Origin of the sequence: Micromonospora sp. NPDC049204, from assembly GCF_040647935.1 — a bacterium.
GTDB lineage: Bacteria > Actinomycetota > Actinomycetes > Mycobacteriales > Micromonosporaceae > Micromonospora.
Genome location: NZ_JBEZDC010000005.1, coordinates 14,129 through 29,208, shown reverse-complemented (window position 1 = coordinate 29,208; position 15,080 = coordinate 14,129). Strand labels below are relative to the sequence as shown.

Annotated in this window: 13 protein-coding genes; 9 read left to right on the top strand and 4 right to left on the bottom strand. The window is 71.0% G+C overall.

Annotation, left to right across the window (positions count from 1 at the left end):
* Position 1 precedes the first annotated feature (1 nt).
* Complete coding sequence (locus AB0A90_RS11555) at positions 2-610, top strand: TetR/AcrR family transcriptional regulator (RefSeq protein WP_357245268.1); 609 nt, start codon at positions 2-4, stop codon at positions 608-610.
* A gap of 61 nt (positions 611-671) precedes the next feature.
* On the opposite strand, the gene AB0A90_RS11550 is transcribed toward AB0A90_RS11555, so the two are convergent.
* Together AB0A90_RS11550 and AB0A90_RS11545 are read right to left on the bottom strand one after the other, a co-directional pair.
* On the bottom strand, positions 672-2,591 hold the full coding sequence (locus tag AB0A90_RS11550; protein WP_357245266.1) for a helix-turn-helix domain-containing protein: 1,920 nt from the start codon (positions 2,589-2,591) through the stop codon (positions 672-674).
* Between the two features lie 14 nt (positions 2,592-2,605).
* Positions 2,606-3,388 (bottom strand): 3-hydroxybutyrate dehydrogenase, encoded by a 783-nt coding sequence (locus tag AB0A90_RS11545; RefSeq protein ID WP_357245264.1) that lies wholly within the window; start codon positions 3,386-3,388, stop codon positions 2,606-2,608.
* Between the two features lie 312 nt (positions 3,389-3,700).
* Here AB0A90_RS11545 and ruvC point away from each other — a divergent pair, with 312 nt between their 5' ends.
* The 8 genes from ruvC to AB0A90_RS11505 all read left to right on the top strand — a co-directional run bounded on the left by ruvC (position 3,701) and on the right by AB0A90_RS11505 (position 13,212).
* Positions 3,701-4,228, top strand: a complete 528-nt coding sequence (ruvC, locus tag AB0A90_RS11540; RefSeq protein WP_357245262.1) for a crossover junction endodeoxyribonuclease RuvC — start codon at positions 3,701-3,703, stop codon at positions 4,226-4,228.
* Positions 4,225-4,827 (top strand): Holliday junction branch migration protein RuvA, encoded by a 603-nt coding sequence (gene ruvA, locus AB0A90_RS11535; RefSeq protein ID WP_357245260.1) that lies wholly within the window; start codon positions 4,225-4,227, stop codon positions 4,825-4,827. Before ruvC ends, ruvA begins: the two co-directional genes overlap by 4 nt.
* Positions 4,828-4,897: 70 nt before the next feature.
* Positions 4,898-5,965 (top strand): Holliday junction branch migration DNA helicase RuvB, encoded by a 1,068-nt coding sequence (gene ruvB, locus AB0A90_RS11530; protein ID WP_357245258.1) that lies wholly within the window; start codon positions 4,898-4,900, stop codon positions 5,963-5,965.
* Between the two features lie 139 nt (positions 5,966-6,104).
* The gene (gene yajC, locus AB0A90_RS11525) at positions 6,105-6,443 is read left to right on the top strand and encodes a preprotein translocase subunit YajC (protein ID WP_357245256.1); all 339 of its coding nucleotides are present in this window, start codon (positions 6,105-6,107) and stop codon (positions 6,441-6,443) included.
* 274 nt (positions 6,444-6,717) lie between these two features.
* Positions 6,718-8,640: a protein translocase subunit SecD gene (gene secD, locus AB0A90_RS11520; RefSeq protein ID WP_357245254.1), complete on the top strand. Its 1,923-nt coding sequence runs from the start codon at positions 6,718-6,720 to the stop codon at positions 8,638-8,640.
* Between the two features lies 1 nt (position 8,641).
* Positions 8,642-9,835, top strand: a complete 1,194-nt coding sequence (gene secF, locus AB0A90_RS11515) for a protein translocase subunit SecF (RefSeq protein ID WP_357245252.1) — start codon at positions 8,642-8,644, stop codon at positions 9,833-9,835.
* Between the two features lie 88 nt (positions 9,836-9,923).
* Positions 9,924-10,490: an adenine phosphoribosyltransferase gene (locus AB0A90_RS11510; protein ID WP_357245249.1), complete on the top strand. Its 567-nt coding sequence runs from the start codon at positions 9,924-9,926 to the stop codon at positions 10,488-10,490.
* A 199-nt stretch (positions 10,491-10,689) separates the two neighbouring features.
* Positions 10,690-13,212 (top strand): bifunctional (p)ppGpp synthetase/guanosine-3',5'-bis(diphosphate) 3'-pyrophosphohydrolase, encoded by a 2,523-nt coding sequence (locus AB0A90_RS11505; protein ID WP_357245248.1) that lies wholly within the window; start codon positions 10,690-10,692, stop codon positions 13,210-13,212.
* A 66-nt stretch (positions 13,213-13,278) separates the two neighbouring features.
* Here AB0A90_RS11505 and AB0A90_RS11500 read toward each other — a convergent pair whose 3' ends face one another.
* Entirely contained in the window at positions 13,279-14,118 is an 840-nt protein-coding gene (locus AB0A90_RS11500; protein WP_357245246.1) for a peptidylprolyl isomerase, read from the bottom strand.
* A 62-nt stretch (positions 14,119-14,180) separates the two neighbouring features.
* Positions 14,181-15,053 (bottom strand): peptidylprolyl isomerase, encoded by an 873-nt coding sequence (locus tag AB0A90_RS11495; RefSeq protein WP_357245244.1) that lies wholly within the window; start codon positions 15,051-15,053, stop codon positions 14,181-14,183.
* Positions 15,054-15,080: the final 27 nt, after the last annotated feature.

Genomic DNA, 15,080 nt, shown 5'->3' with positions numbered 1-15,080 from the left:
GATGTCTGCCATGACGTCCACCGCTGATGCTCCGCGGTCGCCCGGGCGACCGCGGAGCATCCGTGCCGACGAGGCGATCATCGAGGCCACCCTCGACCTGCTCGCCGAGGGCAGCACCATCGAGGCGCTCTCGATCGAGGCGATCGCCGCTCGCGCCGGGGTCGGCAAGGCCACCATCTACCGCCGCTGGGCGGGCAAGGACGCCCTGCTGCTGGACGCGCTACGTCGCCTCAAGGGCGTCCTGGCGCAGCCCGCCGGGCACTCGGTCCGCGACGACCTGGTGCTGCTGGTCGGCGCGATCGGCAAGAACGTCGACCCGCGTGCGCCGAAGATCATGCCCTGTCTCGCGTCCGCCGTGAACCGCGACTCGGATCAGTTCCAGCTCTACCAGAACATCATCGCGCCCCGCCGGCAGCTGATGCGCGAGGTGCTGCGGCGCGGCATCGACGAGGGAGTGCTCCGGGGCGACATCGACATCGAGGTGACGATGGCGCTGCTCACCGGGCCGATGCTGATCCAGCGGGTGCTCCAGTGGAACCCGGACCTGGACGAGCAGACCCTGCCCGAGCGGGTCGTCGACGCCGTACTGCGGGGCATCCAGGTCCGCTGAGCAGGCCGCTGGTCCGCGAGCCGGCGGCTGCTCGGGGCGGTCGCCGGCTGGCCTCGGTCGATCAGTCGGCCGATGCGCGCAGCCGGTGCAGGCGCAGCGCGAGCTGCACCTCCAACGCCCGCTCGGGCCGCTGCCAGTCCGCGCCGAGCAACTGCCCGACCCGCTCCAACCGCTGGGTCACCGTGTTCACGTGCACGTGCAGCTGCTCGGCGGCGCGCGCCAGGCTGCCACCCACCCCGAAGTACGCCTCCAACGTCCGCACCAGAGCCGTGCCCCGCCGGGCGTCGTAGTCGACCACCGGCCCGACCGTGGTGCGGAGGAACTGGGCCACGTCCGTCTCGCCCCGGTCACCGACCGTGCCCAGCAGTAACCCGACGAAGCCCAGCTCGGCGGTGCTCGCCCCCTGGCCGGTCCGGCCCAACGCGCCAAGCGCCGTCAGGCACCGGTCGGCCTCGTGGAAGGTCCCGGCCAGCGCCGCCGGCCCGTTCGACGGGCCGCTCGCCCCGGCGGTCACCGGTCGGCCGGTCACCCGGGACAGGTCCCTTGCCACCGCGCGGGCGCTGCCGCCCGCGTCCAACCCCGGCAGCATCAGCACCACCCGACCGTCGCGAGCCGCGGCCAGCCCACCGCGCGCCGAGGCGTACGTGGTGGCCCAGGAGAGCACCCGCTGCCGGGCCGAGCCGGTCGCCGCGATCGCGTCGTCGCCCACCGCCACCAGCACGTGCGGTGCGTCCAGGTCCACCCCGAGCCGGCGAGCACGACTGCGCAACGCGTCGGTGTCGCGCAGCGGACGGGCGATCAGGTCGTCCAGCAACTCGCCACGCACCCGCCCCTCCGCCTCCGCGACCGTCCGGCGGAACAGCAGCAGCAGCGCGGTCACCAGGGCGGCCCGCTCCAGAATCCGCTGGTCGGCGTCGACCAACTCGTCGTCCGGACGCAGCACCAGGGCGCCCAGGTTCTCCGCGCCCGCCACCACCGCCGCGTACCAGAGGGGACCCCGGCGCACACTTCGCCCCTCGGTCCGCGACGCCGCCACCGCCTCCACGATGTCCGCCCGGTCCGGCTCGTCGATCTCACCCACCCGGGCCAGCAGGCGGCCCTCGGCGTCCAACGCCAGCAGCGCACCACCCAGCACCTCGGTCACCGCCGCCGCCACGTCCTCCACCCCGCCGCCGCGCAGCACCAGCGCCGTCATCCGATCGTGCGCCGCCGCGGCCCGCTCCACCGAGCTGCTGTGCGCCCGGATGGTGGTGTTCGCGGCCGACAACTCGGCCAACGCCGAGCGGGTCTCGGTCAGCAGTCGGGCGGTGTCGATCGCCACCGCGGCGTGCGCGGCCAACGAGACCAGCAGCGCCACCTCCTCCCGGACGAACGGCCGAGCCGAACGGTTGGCCGCGTAGAGAACACCGATCGAGGTGGAACCGAGCCGCAGCGGCACCCCGAGGATCGCCACCAGACCCTCCTCGCCCACCCCGGCGTCGATCTCCCCGGTGTGGTGGAAGCGCGCGTCCTCGCCGTAGTTCCCGGTGACGTACGGCGCGCCGGACTGGGCCACCAGGCCACCGAGACCGGCGCCCATCGGCAACCGCAACCGCTGGAAACGGGCCGAGACCGACCCGTCGGTCACCCGCATGTACGTGTCGCCGCGCTCGTCGTCGTTGAGCGTCATGTAGGCCACGTCCGCGCCGAGCAGGTTACGAGCCCGGTGCACGATCGCCCGCAGCACGTCGTCCAGGTCGCGCAGCCCGGCCAGGTCGCTGACCGTGTCGTACAGGCCGGACAGCTCGGACTCCCGGCGACGGCGACGCTCCAGCAGCGCGCGGACCCGCAACGCCACCGACCTGGCCTGCTCCAGCTCGGCCAGCCGCTCCGGCGGCAGCCCCGCGGCCCGCGCGGCCACCAACGGTCCCTCGAACTCGACCGCCGCGGCCTCACGGGCGAGCAGCTCCAGGAACTCCACCGGCGATGACATGGTCGACATTGTGCTCAGCCCCACTAGTTGGCCGTCCAGCCCCCGTCGAGGGCGATCGACGCGCCGGTGATGAACGCCGCCGGCGGCGAGCAGAGGTACGCCAACAGCTCGGCGACCTCCTCCGGTTCGATCAGGCGCTTGATCGCGGCCCGGGCCAGCATGATCTTCTCGATCACCTCGGCCTCGTCGATGCCGTGGCTGGCCGCCTGGTCGGCGATCTGGCTCTCCACCAGCGCGGTGCGCACGTACGCCGGGTTGATGCAGTTGGCGGTCACCCCGTGCGTGGCGCCCTCCAACGCCACCACCTTCGACAGCCCCTCCAGCGCGTGCTTCGCCGAGACGTAGGCCGCCTTGTACGGCGACGCGCGCAACCCGTGCACCGAGGAGATGTTGACGATCCGACCCCAGCCCCGGGCGTACATGTGCGGCAGCGCGCGACGGATCAGCAGGAACGGCGCCTCCACCATCACCCGCTGGATGTACTCGAAGCGCTCGACGGGAAAGTCCTGCAGCGGCGCGACGTGCTGAAGGCCGGCGTTGTTCACCACGATGTCCACGTCCACGTCGAGGCGGTCCACCGCCGCGGCGTCGGACAGGTCCACACCCTCTGCCCGGCCGCCGACCTCCGCGGCCACCGCCTTGGCCGCCTCCAGGTCGCGATCCACCACGAGCACCGTGGCGCCGGCCGCGCCCAGCCGCAGGGCACACGCCCGCCCGATGCCGCCACCGCCCCCGGTGACCAGGGCGGTCCGACCGGCGAGGTCGAGCTGTACGACGTGGGGGACCGCCACGGGTTCTGCCGTCATGGCGCAAGAAGTTACGAGCTGTGTGCTCTCCGGCACATGGGCCAGCGACACATACTCCGTACCAAAGCTGTGTGGCCCACCCGCCCTCGCCGCCGCAGATCGCGCAGCATCTGGGATGTAGTGGTGTCCGGGTGCTTCGTTGCCACTACATCCCGGATCGAGCGTGACCTTGCGGCTGGCGCCCCGGACCTCCGCTCCCGCCGGTCGAGCGTGGGGCGCGCGGGGCGCGGGGCGTGTCCCGTGGGGCTGGTGGGAAGGGCGCCGGTTAGGGTGTCGAACACACGTACTGCTGACGGCTGGGGAGGGGGCGGCGTGCGGGTGCTGGGGGTCGACCCGGGGCTGACCCGGTGCGGGGTGGGTGTGGTCGAGGGTGTGCCCGGGCGTCCCTGCACTCTGATCGCCTACTACGTGGTCTACACCGACCCGGCCGACGACCTGGCGCTGCGCCTGTTGCACCTGGACCGGTCGCTCAACAAGTTGGTCGCCGAGCACCAGCCGGAGAGCGTCGCCGTCGAGCGGGTGTTCAGTCAGCACAACGTGCGTACGGTGATGGGCACCGCGCAGGCCAGCGGCATCGCCGTGCTGGCCGGGGCGCGCGCCGGACTGCCGGTGCAGACGTACACGCCGAGCGAGGTGAAGGCGGCCGTGACCGGGTCCGGTCAGGCGGACAAGGCGCAGATGACCGCGATGGTCACCCGGCTGTTGCGGCTGGCCGAGCCGCCGAAGCCGGCCGACGCCGCCGACGCGCTCGCCCTGGCCATCTGCCACGTGTGGCGCGGCGGGACCCGCTCGAAGCTGGCCGCGGCAGCCGACCGGGCACGACGAGGAGGAGCACGATGATCGCCAGCGTGCGCGGCACGGTGACCGCGACGGGTCCGGACCAGGCCGTGATCGAGGTTGGCGGTGTCGGTCTCGCCGTGCACTGCGCCCCCGGCACCCTCGCGGAGCTGCGGGTCGGCCAGGTCGCCCGGCTCGCCACCAGCCTGATCGTGCGGGAGGATTCGCTGACCCTCTACGGCTTCGCCGACGACGACGCCAAGTCGCTGTTCGAGTTGCTCCAGACCGCCAGCGGGGTGGGTCCGCGACTGGCCCAGGCGGTACTTGCCGTGCACAGCCCGGACGCGGTGCGCAAGGCCATCGCCAACGCCGACACGGCCGCCCTGACCCGGGTGCCCGGGATCGGCAAGAAGGGCGCCGAGCGCCTGGTGCTGGAACTGCGCGACCGGATCGGCCCGGTGCCGATCGGCGTCGACGGGGTGACCGGGGTGACCCGCGGTAGCTGGTCGGACCAGGTCCGGCAGGCGCTGGTCGGACTGGGTTGGACGGCTGGCCAGGCCGATCAGGCGGTGGCCGCGGTGGCCGAGTCGATCGAGGGTGAGACGCCGCCGGTGCCGGTCCTGCTCAAGCAGGCCATCCGCCTGCTGGGTCGGACCCGGTGAGCGCCCGCGCGGTGTGCGCGAGGAGTCAGCCGGGGTTGCGAGCCCCGCAGTCGCGAGTGAAGAGGGCACGGTGAGCGAGACCGACGGGCTTGTCTCGGCGTACGTCAGTGACGCCGACCGGGACGCGGAGGCCACGGTCCGGCCGAGGCGGTTGGCCGAGTTCATCGCCCAGGACCGGGTGCGTGATCAGCTCGACCTGTTGTTGCAGGGCGCGATGCGGCGGGGGTCGCCACCGGACCACATCCTGCTCTCCGGCCCGCCCGGTCTGGGCAAGACGAGTCTGGCCAACATCGTCGCCGCCGAGTTGGGCGCGGGTATCCGGGTGACGAGTGGCCCGGCCATCGAGCGTTCCGGGGACCTGGCGGCGATCCTGACCAGTCTCACCGAGGGCGATGTGCTCTTCATCGACGAGATCCACCGCATCGCGCGTCCGGCCGAGGAGTTGCTGTACAGCGCGATGGAGGACTTCCGGGTCGACGTGGTGGTCGGCAAGGGGCCGGGGGCGACGGCGATCCCGCTGGATGTCGAGCCGTTCACCCTGGTGGGCGCGACGACCCGCTCGGGTCTGTTGACCGGTCCGATGCGGGACCGGTTCGGGTTCGTCGCCCACCTCGACTTCTACGCTCCGGCGGATCTGGAGACGCTGCTGCACCGTTCGGCGCGGATCCTGGGTGTGCCGATCACCCCGGAGGGTGCGACCGAGATCGCCGGTCGGTCCCGGGGCACGCCGCGGATCGCCAACCGGCTGCTGCGCCGGGTCCGCGACTACGCCGAGGTGCGGGCCGACGGCGTGGTCGATGTCGACACCGCCCGTGCGGCGCTGATCGTGTACGACGTGGACGCGCTCGGGTTGGACCGGTTGGACCGTGCGGTGCTGACCGCGTTGGTCGACTCGTTCCGGGGTGGGCCGGTGGGTCTGTCCACCCTTGCCGTGGCGGTGGGGGAGCAGCCGGACACGGTCGAGGAGGTCTGCGAGCCGTTTCTGGTCCGTGCTGGTCTGTTGGCGCGTACGCCGCGGGGGCGGGTGGCCACGGAGGCCGCCTGGCGGCATCTGGGGCGCACTCCGCCGAATGGTACCTTTGGTATGGATAGTCCGCCTGTGCCCGATCTGTTCTCGATGGATACCGATCAGCCGTGATGTGAACGTGATCTGTGCCGCATTCGGTGTTCTCAGGTGCAGGGTTTAGACTTCGCCGCGGTCTGTACAGGACGTGAGATTCCGCCTCCGCTCCGGCACCCAGGTGCCGGGCCGGTGGCCAGTGGGAAGGTCAGTAACCGTGAATTACATAGCAGCGGGCCCCTCAGGTGGCGGTATCACGCCGATCCTGATGATCGTCCTGCTCTTCGGTGTCATGTACTTCATGATGATCCGACCCCAGCAGAAGCGCCGCCGCGAGGCTGAGTCGATGCAGTCCGGGCTCGGCCCGGGCGACGAGGTCGTCACCATCGGCGGGCTCTACGGCACGGTCACCGGCATCGAGGACGACACCGTCCTGATCGAGGTGGCCCCTGGTGTGCAGACCCGCTACGCGCGGGCCGCCATCGCCCGGGTGGTCACCCGCGCGGAGCTGCCGAGCGAGCCGGTCAGCGGGGACGCCGACGTCATCAAGGAATGACGTCTTCTCCGGGGGTGGCGAGTCCGGCGTACGGCCGGTCGACCGGCTTCCGGGCCACCGCGCCCGACGGGGCAGCGGACCAGACGTGAAAACTGGATAGTTGGGTCGACGTCGGGCGTCGGCACGTACCCGTGACCATCGGCGTTCCGCGCTGGGTGTCCGGACCACGTGTCGGCATCTCGTCGGCTCAGGTCAGCCCGTCAGCCGGGACCCCCGGCCCGACACCGCCGCCGCTGCGCACAGCGGCGCCACCGCACAGGGAGACAGGACAGCCGTGGCACCACCTCAGGGACAGATGCGCCCCGGGCGGCAGCTCGCCGTGCTCGGGTTCATCTTCGTCGTCCTCTATCTTCTGGTGTTCTTCTCGGGTGCCAGCGGCAGCCTGAAGGATCGGCTCGAGCCTCGGCTCGGTCTGGACCTCATCGGCGGCACCCGGGTGACGTTGGAGGCGAGAAACAGCATCGGCGGCAAGGCGCCGACGGCGGAGAATCTCGAGGAGGCTCGGCAGATCATCGAGAGCCGGGTCAACGCGTTCGGCGTGGCCGAGGCCGAGGTGGTCACCGAGGGCAACCGGAACATCGTCATCTCCCTGCCCGGTGAGAACCGGGACCTCAGAGACGTGGGCAACGCCGCCGAGCTGCGCTTCCGCAAGGTGCTCAAGGGTGCCGACGGCAGCGGGACGGCCGCCGTGCCGCCGCCGGCCGCGCCCACCCCGTCCGGCAGCGCCGTTCCCAACCCGTCCGGCAGCGCGACGCCGTCCGGCGGCGCCACCCCGACCCCGTCGGGCAGCGGCGCGCCGAAGATAAGCCCGTCGCCCAGCGGCGGTCAGGGTGGGATGGCCCCGGCGCCCAGCGCCACGCCGACTCCGTCCGCGTCCGCCTCGGCGAGTGCCGCGGCGCCCAGTGCCAGTGCCAGCGCGGAGCCGGTGCCGGCCAGCATCGAGGAGCAGCGCAAGGCCGTCGAGCAGAAGGTCGGCGCCGCCGCCTGGCAGGCCGCCAACGGTCTGCAGGCCCCGGCCGACCTGACCGCCGACCCGTCGCTCGCCGACAAGCTCAAGCCGTTCGGCGAGCTGTCGCCGCAAGAGGTCGCCGTGCTGTCGGCGCAGATGCAGTTCAACGTGCCGACCATCGGCTGCAAGCAGCTCGACGAGCGCCCCCCGGCGTCGATCTCCGAGCCGAAGCAGCAGGTCGTCTCCTGCGAGGACGGCGCCTCGAAGTACCTGCTCGACCAGGCCAAGGTGCTGGGCACCGACGTGTCCGACGCCGACGCGGTGCTCGACCAGACCAACGCCTGGGTGGTCAGCCTCGACTTCAAGAGCGACGGTCAGGGCAAGTGGACCGACCTCACCCGTGAGTCGTTCAACAACGAGGGCCAGGCCTGCGACGCGACCGCACTCGGCCAGGACGGCAAGTGCCGGGTCGCCGTGGTGCTGGACAACGAGATCGTCTCCTCGCCGGAGATCCAGGGCGTGCTGACCGGCAACTCCCAGATCACCGGCAACTTCAACCAGAAGGACGCGAGCGCGCTCGCCGGCCAGCTGCGCTTCGGCGCGCTTCCGGTGACGTTCAAGCAGCAGGAGGCGCAGAACGTCACCGCGACGCTGGGTGCCAGCCACCTGCGTGCCGGTCTGCTCGCGGCCGGCATCGGCATGCTGCTGGTCATCATCTACGCGTTCTTCTACTACCGGCTGCTCGGCTCGGTGATCTTCCTGAGCCTGATCCTCTCCGCGCTGCTGGTCTTCGGCGCGCTCGTGGTGCTCGGCCGGCAGATCGGCTTCACGCTCACCCTCGCCGGCATCGCCGGCATGATCGTCTCGCTCGGTGTGGCGGCGGACTCGTTCGTCATCTACTTCGAACGGTTGAAGGACGAGATCCGGGAGGGGCGCAGCCCGCGTAGCGCGGTGCCGCGCGCCTGGATGCGGGCTCGTCGCACGATCATCTCGGCCAACGCGATCACCCTGCTCTCCGCCGTGGTGCTCTACGTGGTCTCGGTCGGCACGGTCAAGGGCTTCGCGTTCGCCCTCGGTCTGGCCACCGTGCTGGACCTGGTCGTGGTCTTCCTCTTCCGGCACCCGATCATGACGATGTTCGCCCGGACCCGGGCGTTCCTGTCCCCGCGGGTCAGCGGCCTGGGCCGGGCACTGCCGGCCCGCAGCCAGCAGACTCAGCCCCGCAACCCGCGCGCCAAGGAGGCCTGAGATGGCTGAAAACGGTCTGGCGAGCCGCCTCTACAACGGCGAGGCCGGTCTCAACGTCGTCGGCCGCCGCAAGCTCTGGTTCGGCGTCGCCGGTGTCCTGATCCTGATCGCGCTGCTCAGCTTCGGGCTGCGTGGGTTCAGCCTCGGCATCGAGTTCGCCGGCGGCAACTCGTTCCAGGTGCCGGCCAGTGTCGGCACCCTGGAAGACGCCGAGCGGGAGGTCAACTCGGCCCTCGCCGCGGAGAACACCGGCATCAAGGTGGCCACCGCACAGAAGGTCGGCGGCACCGGTGGTGACACCTACGAGCTGCGTACGCCGCAGCTCAGCGCCGAGCAGACGAACGCGGTCAAGGGTCAGATCGCCGAGGATCTGGGGATCAACGCGGACCAGATCAGCGGTAACCAGGTCAGCGAGGCGTGGGGCAGTCAGGTGACCCAGCGGGCCGTACTCGGTCTGGTCATCTTCATCGCGCTGGTGATGGTCTACCTGATCCTGCGCTTCGAGTGGCGGATGGCCGTCGCGGCGGTCGCGTCGCTGTTCACCAACCTGATCCTCACCGCCGGCATCTACTCGCTCGTCGGCTTCGAGGTCACCCCGTCGACGATCATCGGGTTCCTCACGATCCTGGGCTTCGCGCTCTACGACGTGGTGGTGGTCTTCGACAAGGTCCAGGAGAACACCCGCGGCATCACCGCCAACAACAACCAGACGTACGCCGAGGCGGCCAACCTGGCCGTCAACCAGAGCCTGATGCGGTCGCTGAACACCTCGGTGGTCGCCCTGCTGCCGGTCGGCGGTCTGCTCTTCATCGGTGCCGGTCTGCTCGGCGCCGGCACGTTGAAGGACCTCGGCCTGGTGCTGTTCGTCGGTATGGCGGTGGCGTTCCTGACCTCCATCCTGGTGGCCACGCCGCTGCTGGCCCTGCTGAAGAACTACGACCCGCGGATCCAGGCGCACAACAAGCGCGTCCTGGCCCGGCGCAGCGGGCTCGCCCGGGGCGAGGTCACCGGCAAGGGTGCGGTGAGCCCGACCCAGGGTCAGGTGACCGAGGAGTCGCTCGACCCGGACGCTGCCGCGCTGGCCGGCGCCGCGCCCAAGGTGGGCGCTCGCCCGGCGGGCAAGCGGCCGACCGGTGCCCGGGGCGGTCGCCCCGGTGGTGGCGGCAACCGGCCGGGTGGCGCCAAACGGCGCTGACCCGCCACGACACAACCGAACGGCGTCCGGCATGCTGTGCGAGCAGCACTGCCGGACGCCGTCGTCGTTGAAGGAGAGCGGAACAGCCATGACGGAGACCCACAGCACCGCGGCGCGCGGGGACAGCGGCCCGGAGGCCGCCCGACTGGTCGCCAGCCGGGTGCTGGACGTGCCCGACTTCCCCAAGCCCGGCGTCATGTTCAAGGACCTGATGCCGCTGTTCGCCGACGGGAAGGCGTTCCGTGAGGTGATCGACGGGATCGTCGCGTACCACGGTCGGGACGCCTTCGACGTGGTGGTCGGCATCGAGGCACGCGGGTTCGTCGTCGCCGCGGCCGTGGCGTACGCGGCCGGGGTCGGCGTGGTGCCGGTCCGGAAGGCCGGCAAGCTCCCCCGCCCGGCGCACTCGGTCTCCTACGCGCTCGAATACGGCGAGGCCACCCTCGAGGTGCACGAGGACGCCTTCACCGCCGGGCACCGGGTGCTGGTGGTCGACGACGTGTTGGCGACCGGCGGTACCGCCGAGGCGACGTTGGACCTGGTGGAGCGGGCCGGCGGCACCGTCACCGGTTTCACCGTGCTGCTGGAACTCGGTTTCCTGGGTGGGCGGGAGCGGTTGGCGCCGCGTCCCGTCCATGCCCTGCTGACCGTTTGAGTCGTTCGGTGGCGGGCTGACCGTTTGATGGTGGACTGGTCGGGCGGAGCCTGTGCCGACCGTCCGGCGGAGCGGCAGCGGACCGTGCGTGCGGGTAGCATTGCCCATTGCTGACGCCGGCGGTACGCCGTCCGGCGGCGCGAGACCAGGCCGGCCGATTGTTCGGCAGGTGTTTTCCCGGCGAGCGGTGAGGAGGCCGGTGTCCCACGATGTCGTCCCTCCGGCGGAGGGCACGGTGCACCCGACAGGCGACGCTGACGGCACGGTGACTGACCGGGCAGGCGACGCGCCAGCCCGGGTCACGGGCGCCGGCAGCGGCTCTGGCCGGGCTGCGGGCGAGAGCGCGGCACGACCGATCAGCGGCCCGCCGAGCGTCGAGGCGTCTCCCGGCGCCGACGGGGTGGTGGTGCCGTTCCCGGGTGACGCCGGCGTCGACCCGTCGCCGAGCGGTGGCTTCGGGCTGTCCAACGCGCCCACCGGTCGGCGGGTGCGGGCCCGGCTGGCCCGGTTCAACGCGCCCTGGCAGACCTCCCAGGTCAGCGAGGTGCTGGAGCCGCTCATCGCGAGCCACCGGGACAACCATCCCAAGGCCGATGCCCGGCTGCTCCAGCGCGCCTTCGACACGGCCGCGCGGTGGCACTCCGGGCAGTACCGCAAGTCCGGTGACCCGTACATCACGCACCCGCTCGCGGTGGCGACGATCCTCGGCAACCTGGGGATGGACACCACCACGCTCGTCGCCGCGCTGCTGCACGACACCATCGAGGACACCGAGTACACCCTCGACGCGATGCGCGCCGACTTCGGCGGCGAGGTCGCCCTGCTGGTCGACGGCGTCACCAAGCTGGACAAGGTCAAGCTGGGTGACGCGGCGAAGGCCGAGACGATCCGCAAGATGGTCGTGGCGATGGCCAAGGACCCGCGGGTGCTGGTGATCAAGTTGGCCGACCGACTGCACAACATGCGCACCCTGACCTTCCTGCCCCGCCCCAAGCAGGAGCAGAAGGCCAAGGAGACGTTGGAGATCCTGGCGCCGCTGGCGCACCGGCTCGGTATGAACACGATCAAGTGGGAGCTGGAGGACCTGTCCTTCGGCACGTTGTTCCCGAAGCGCTACGAGGAGATCAACCGGCTGATCGGGGAGCACCAGCCGCAGCGCGAGACGCTGTTGCGGCAGGTCACCCAGAAGGTCGGCACCGACCTCAAGGCCGCCAAGATCAAGGCGGAGACCACCGGACGGCCGAAGCACCTCTACTCGATCTACCAGAAGATGATCGTGCGGGGTCGTGACTTCAACGACATCTACGACCTGGTCGGGGTGCGGATCCTGGTCGACACGGTTCGGGACTGCTACGCGGCGCTGGGCGTCATCCACGCCAACTGGCAGCCGGTTCCGGGCCGGTTCAAGGACTACATCGCGATGCCCAAGTTCAACATGTACCAGTCGTTGCACACGACTGTGATCGGGCCCACCGGCAAGCCGGTGGAGATGCAGATCCGCACGTACGCGATGCACCGCACCGCGGAGTTCGGCATCGCCGCGCACTGGAAGTACAAGGAGCACAAGGGCACCCAGATCGTCGGCCCGCCGGCGCACATCGACGAGATGACCTGGCTGCGGCAGTTGCTCGACTGGCAGCGGGAGGCGGCGGACCCGAGCGAGTTCCTGGACGCGCTGCGCTTCGACCTGTCCAGCCAGGAGGTGTACGTCTTCACCCCGAAGGGTGACGTCATCCCGCTGCCGACCGGGTCGACGCCGGTGGACTTCGCGTACGCGGTGCACACCGAGGTGGGGCACAAGTGCATCGGGGCGCGGGTCAACGGCAAGTTGGTGCCGCTGGAGTCGACGCTGTCCAACGGCGACGTGATCGAGATCTTCACCTCGAAGTCCGAGACCGCCGGCCCGACGCAGGACTGGCTGGGCTTCGTGAAGAGCCCGCGGGCGCGTACGAAGATCCGCCAGTACTTCAACAAGGAGCGGCGCGAGGAGGCGATCGAGGCCGGCAAGGACGCGATCGTCAAGGCGATGCGCAAGCAGGGCATGCCGTTGCAGCGGATGCTCACCTCCGACGCGCTCATGTCGATCGCGCGGGACCTGCACCTGGCCGACGTGGCGTCGCTCTACGCGGCGGTCGGCGACAGCCAGGTCTCCGCCCAGTCGGTGGTGCAGAAGCTGATGGCCGCGTACGGCGGCGAGGAGGGCGCGGCGGAGGACATCGCCGAGACCGCCGTCGCCACCCGGCCACCGCGCAGCCGCCAGAGCAGCAACGACCCCGGTGTCGTGGTCCGCGGCGTCAGCGACGTCTGGATCAAGCTGGCCCGCTGCTGCACCCCGGTCCCACCGGACTCGGTGTTCGGTTTCGTCACCCGCTCCGGCGGGGTGAGCGTGCACCGCGACGACTGCGCCAACGCCGAGGACCTGCGGGCCCAGAGCGAGCGGGTGGTCGAGGTGAGTTGGAAGCTCACCTCCGCCTCGACCTTCCTGGTCGCCATCCAGGTCGAGGCACTGGACCGGCACAAGCTGCTGGCCGACGTCACCCGGGTGCTCTCCGACGAGCGGGTCAACATCCTCTCCGCCACCGTCACCACCACCCGCGACCGGGTGGCGGTGAGCCGGTTCAGCTTCGAGATGGCCGACCCGAAGCACCTGGGCCACCTGCTGGCCACGGTCCGCAAGGTGGATGGCGTCTTCGACGCGTACCGGGTCACCTCCGGCGCCTGACGCGTACCCCGGACACACAGGCGCCCGCCGGCTCAGCCGGCGGGCGCCTGGTCGTCAGCGCGGGGGTCAGCCCTGCGGCGGGCTCATCGCGAGGTCCTTGATGATGACCTCCTTCTTCGGGTGGCCACCACCGGCCTGCTGGGCGAACGCGCCGTCGTCACCGGCCTTGGCCACGTCCTTGACGAGGTCCATGCCGCCGGTGATGGTGCCCAGCACCGTGTACGCCGGGTCCAGCGGCGAGTCGCCGTAGACGATGAAGAACTGGCTGCCGGTGCTGCCCGGATCCTGCGACTTGGCCATCGCGATGACACCCTCCGGGTACGGCGGGCGCTTGTCGGTGGGCAGGTTCTCCTCGGCCATGCGGTAGCTCGGGCCGCCCTGGCCGTCGGTGGGGCGCCAGCCGTTGCCGGTGGCGCTCGGGTCGCCGCACTGCAACACCTTGATGCCCTCGCTCACGAGGCGGTGGCACTTGGTGTTGTCGAAGAAGTTCTTCTCCGCGAGATAGCTGAAGCTGCCCGCCGTGCACGGCACCTTCGACCGGTCGACCTTGGCCGTGATCGGGCCCAGGTTGGTGTCGATCGTCATGGTCTGCACGCCGGTGGCGGACTGCTGGTTGCTCGGCAGCCCGACGTCCTTGATCTGCGGGGGACGCTGTTCCTTCGGCAGCTCGTTGAAGGCGCACTCCGCCGCGCCGGCCGGCGCGGCGGTGTTCTTCTTGTCGTCGTCGCCGCCGCCGAGGCTCACCGCCAGCCAGACGGTGCCGGCAACCACGAGCACCAGCGCGCCTGCCGCGCTGACGATCGCCCGCGTCTGCCGGCGCTTGCGGGCCTTGGCCGCCCGCTCGGCCATCTCCTTCTCGAGCCGGGCGCGTGCCGCCGCGCGCTGCCGCTCTCTGGTGGACGTCACGCCTGGATCCTCCTGGCTGTCTGCTGCTGGGGTGCCGCTTGGGTGTGGGTGGTGGCGGCCGGTCAGCCGGCGCTGGGGCTGCTGGACGGCGCGCCGGAGGCCGACGGCATCGGCGCCGCCGCGGTGACCGGCTCACCGACGGTGAGGCTCTGGATCGTCACGTCGGTGCTGGGCTTGACCTTGGCCCCGGTCCCATTGTCCACGGTCGGGAGGGCACCGATCTTCTCCACCACGTCCAGCCCGGCGGTCACCCGTCCGATCACCGGAAACTTCGGCTCGGCGGTGGTGAAGTCCTTGAAGAAGATCAGGAACTGGCTGCCGTTGCTGCCCGGCGGGTTGGCGATCATCGCCACGGTGCCCTTCGGGTACGTCGGCGGCTGGCCGGAAGCGGGGCTGGCCGACGGCACGGTCGGCAGCTCCTCGTCGTAGAACGAGTAGGTCGGGCCGCCGAGGCCGGTGCCGCTCGGGTCACCGCAGCGCAGCGCGCCGTCGGCGGTGATCTCGTGGCACTTGGTGTTGTCGTAGAACGACCGGCTCGCCAGGTGCGCGATGCTCGCCGCCGCGCAGGGCGAGTTGGTCAGGCTGAGCTCCGCGGTGATCGGCCCGCCCTGGTTGGTGGTCACCGTCATCGCCCGGGTGCCTTCGGTGGGCAGACCCTTGCTCTCCGGCGTGCCGACGTCCTTGAGGTTGGCGTTGGCCGAGGCGTCCTGCGGCGTCCAGAGGCAGGTGTCCTCGTTTGCCGTGTTCTGCTTGGAGTCGGAGTCGAACGCTCCGAGTGCCCAGGCGGAGCCGGCCACGACCAGCACGAGGATCAGGGCGGCGCCGACGCCGGCCTGGATCTGCCGACGCCGCCGCGTGGCGGCGGCCCGGCGGGCCAACTGCCGGTCGAGCTTGGCCCGCGCCATTTTGCGCTGCCGGTCCCTGCTGGAAGCCACCGGTGCTCCCCTTTCCTCTACCTGGTC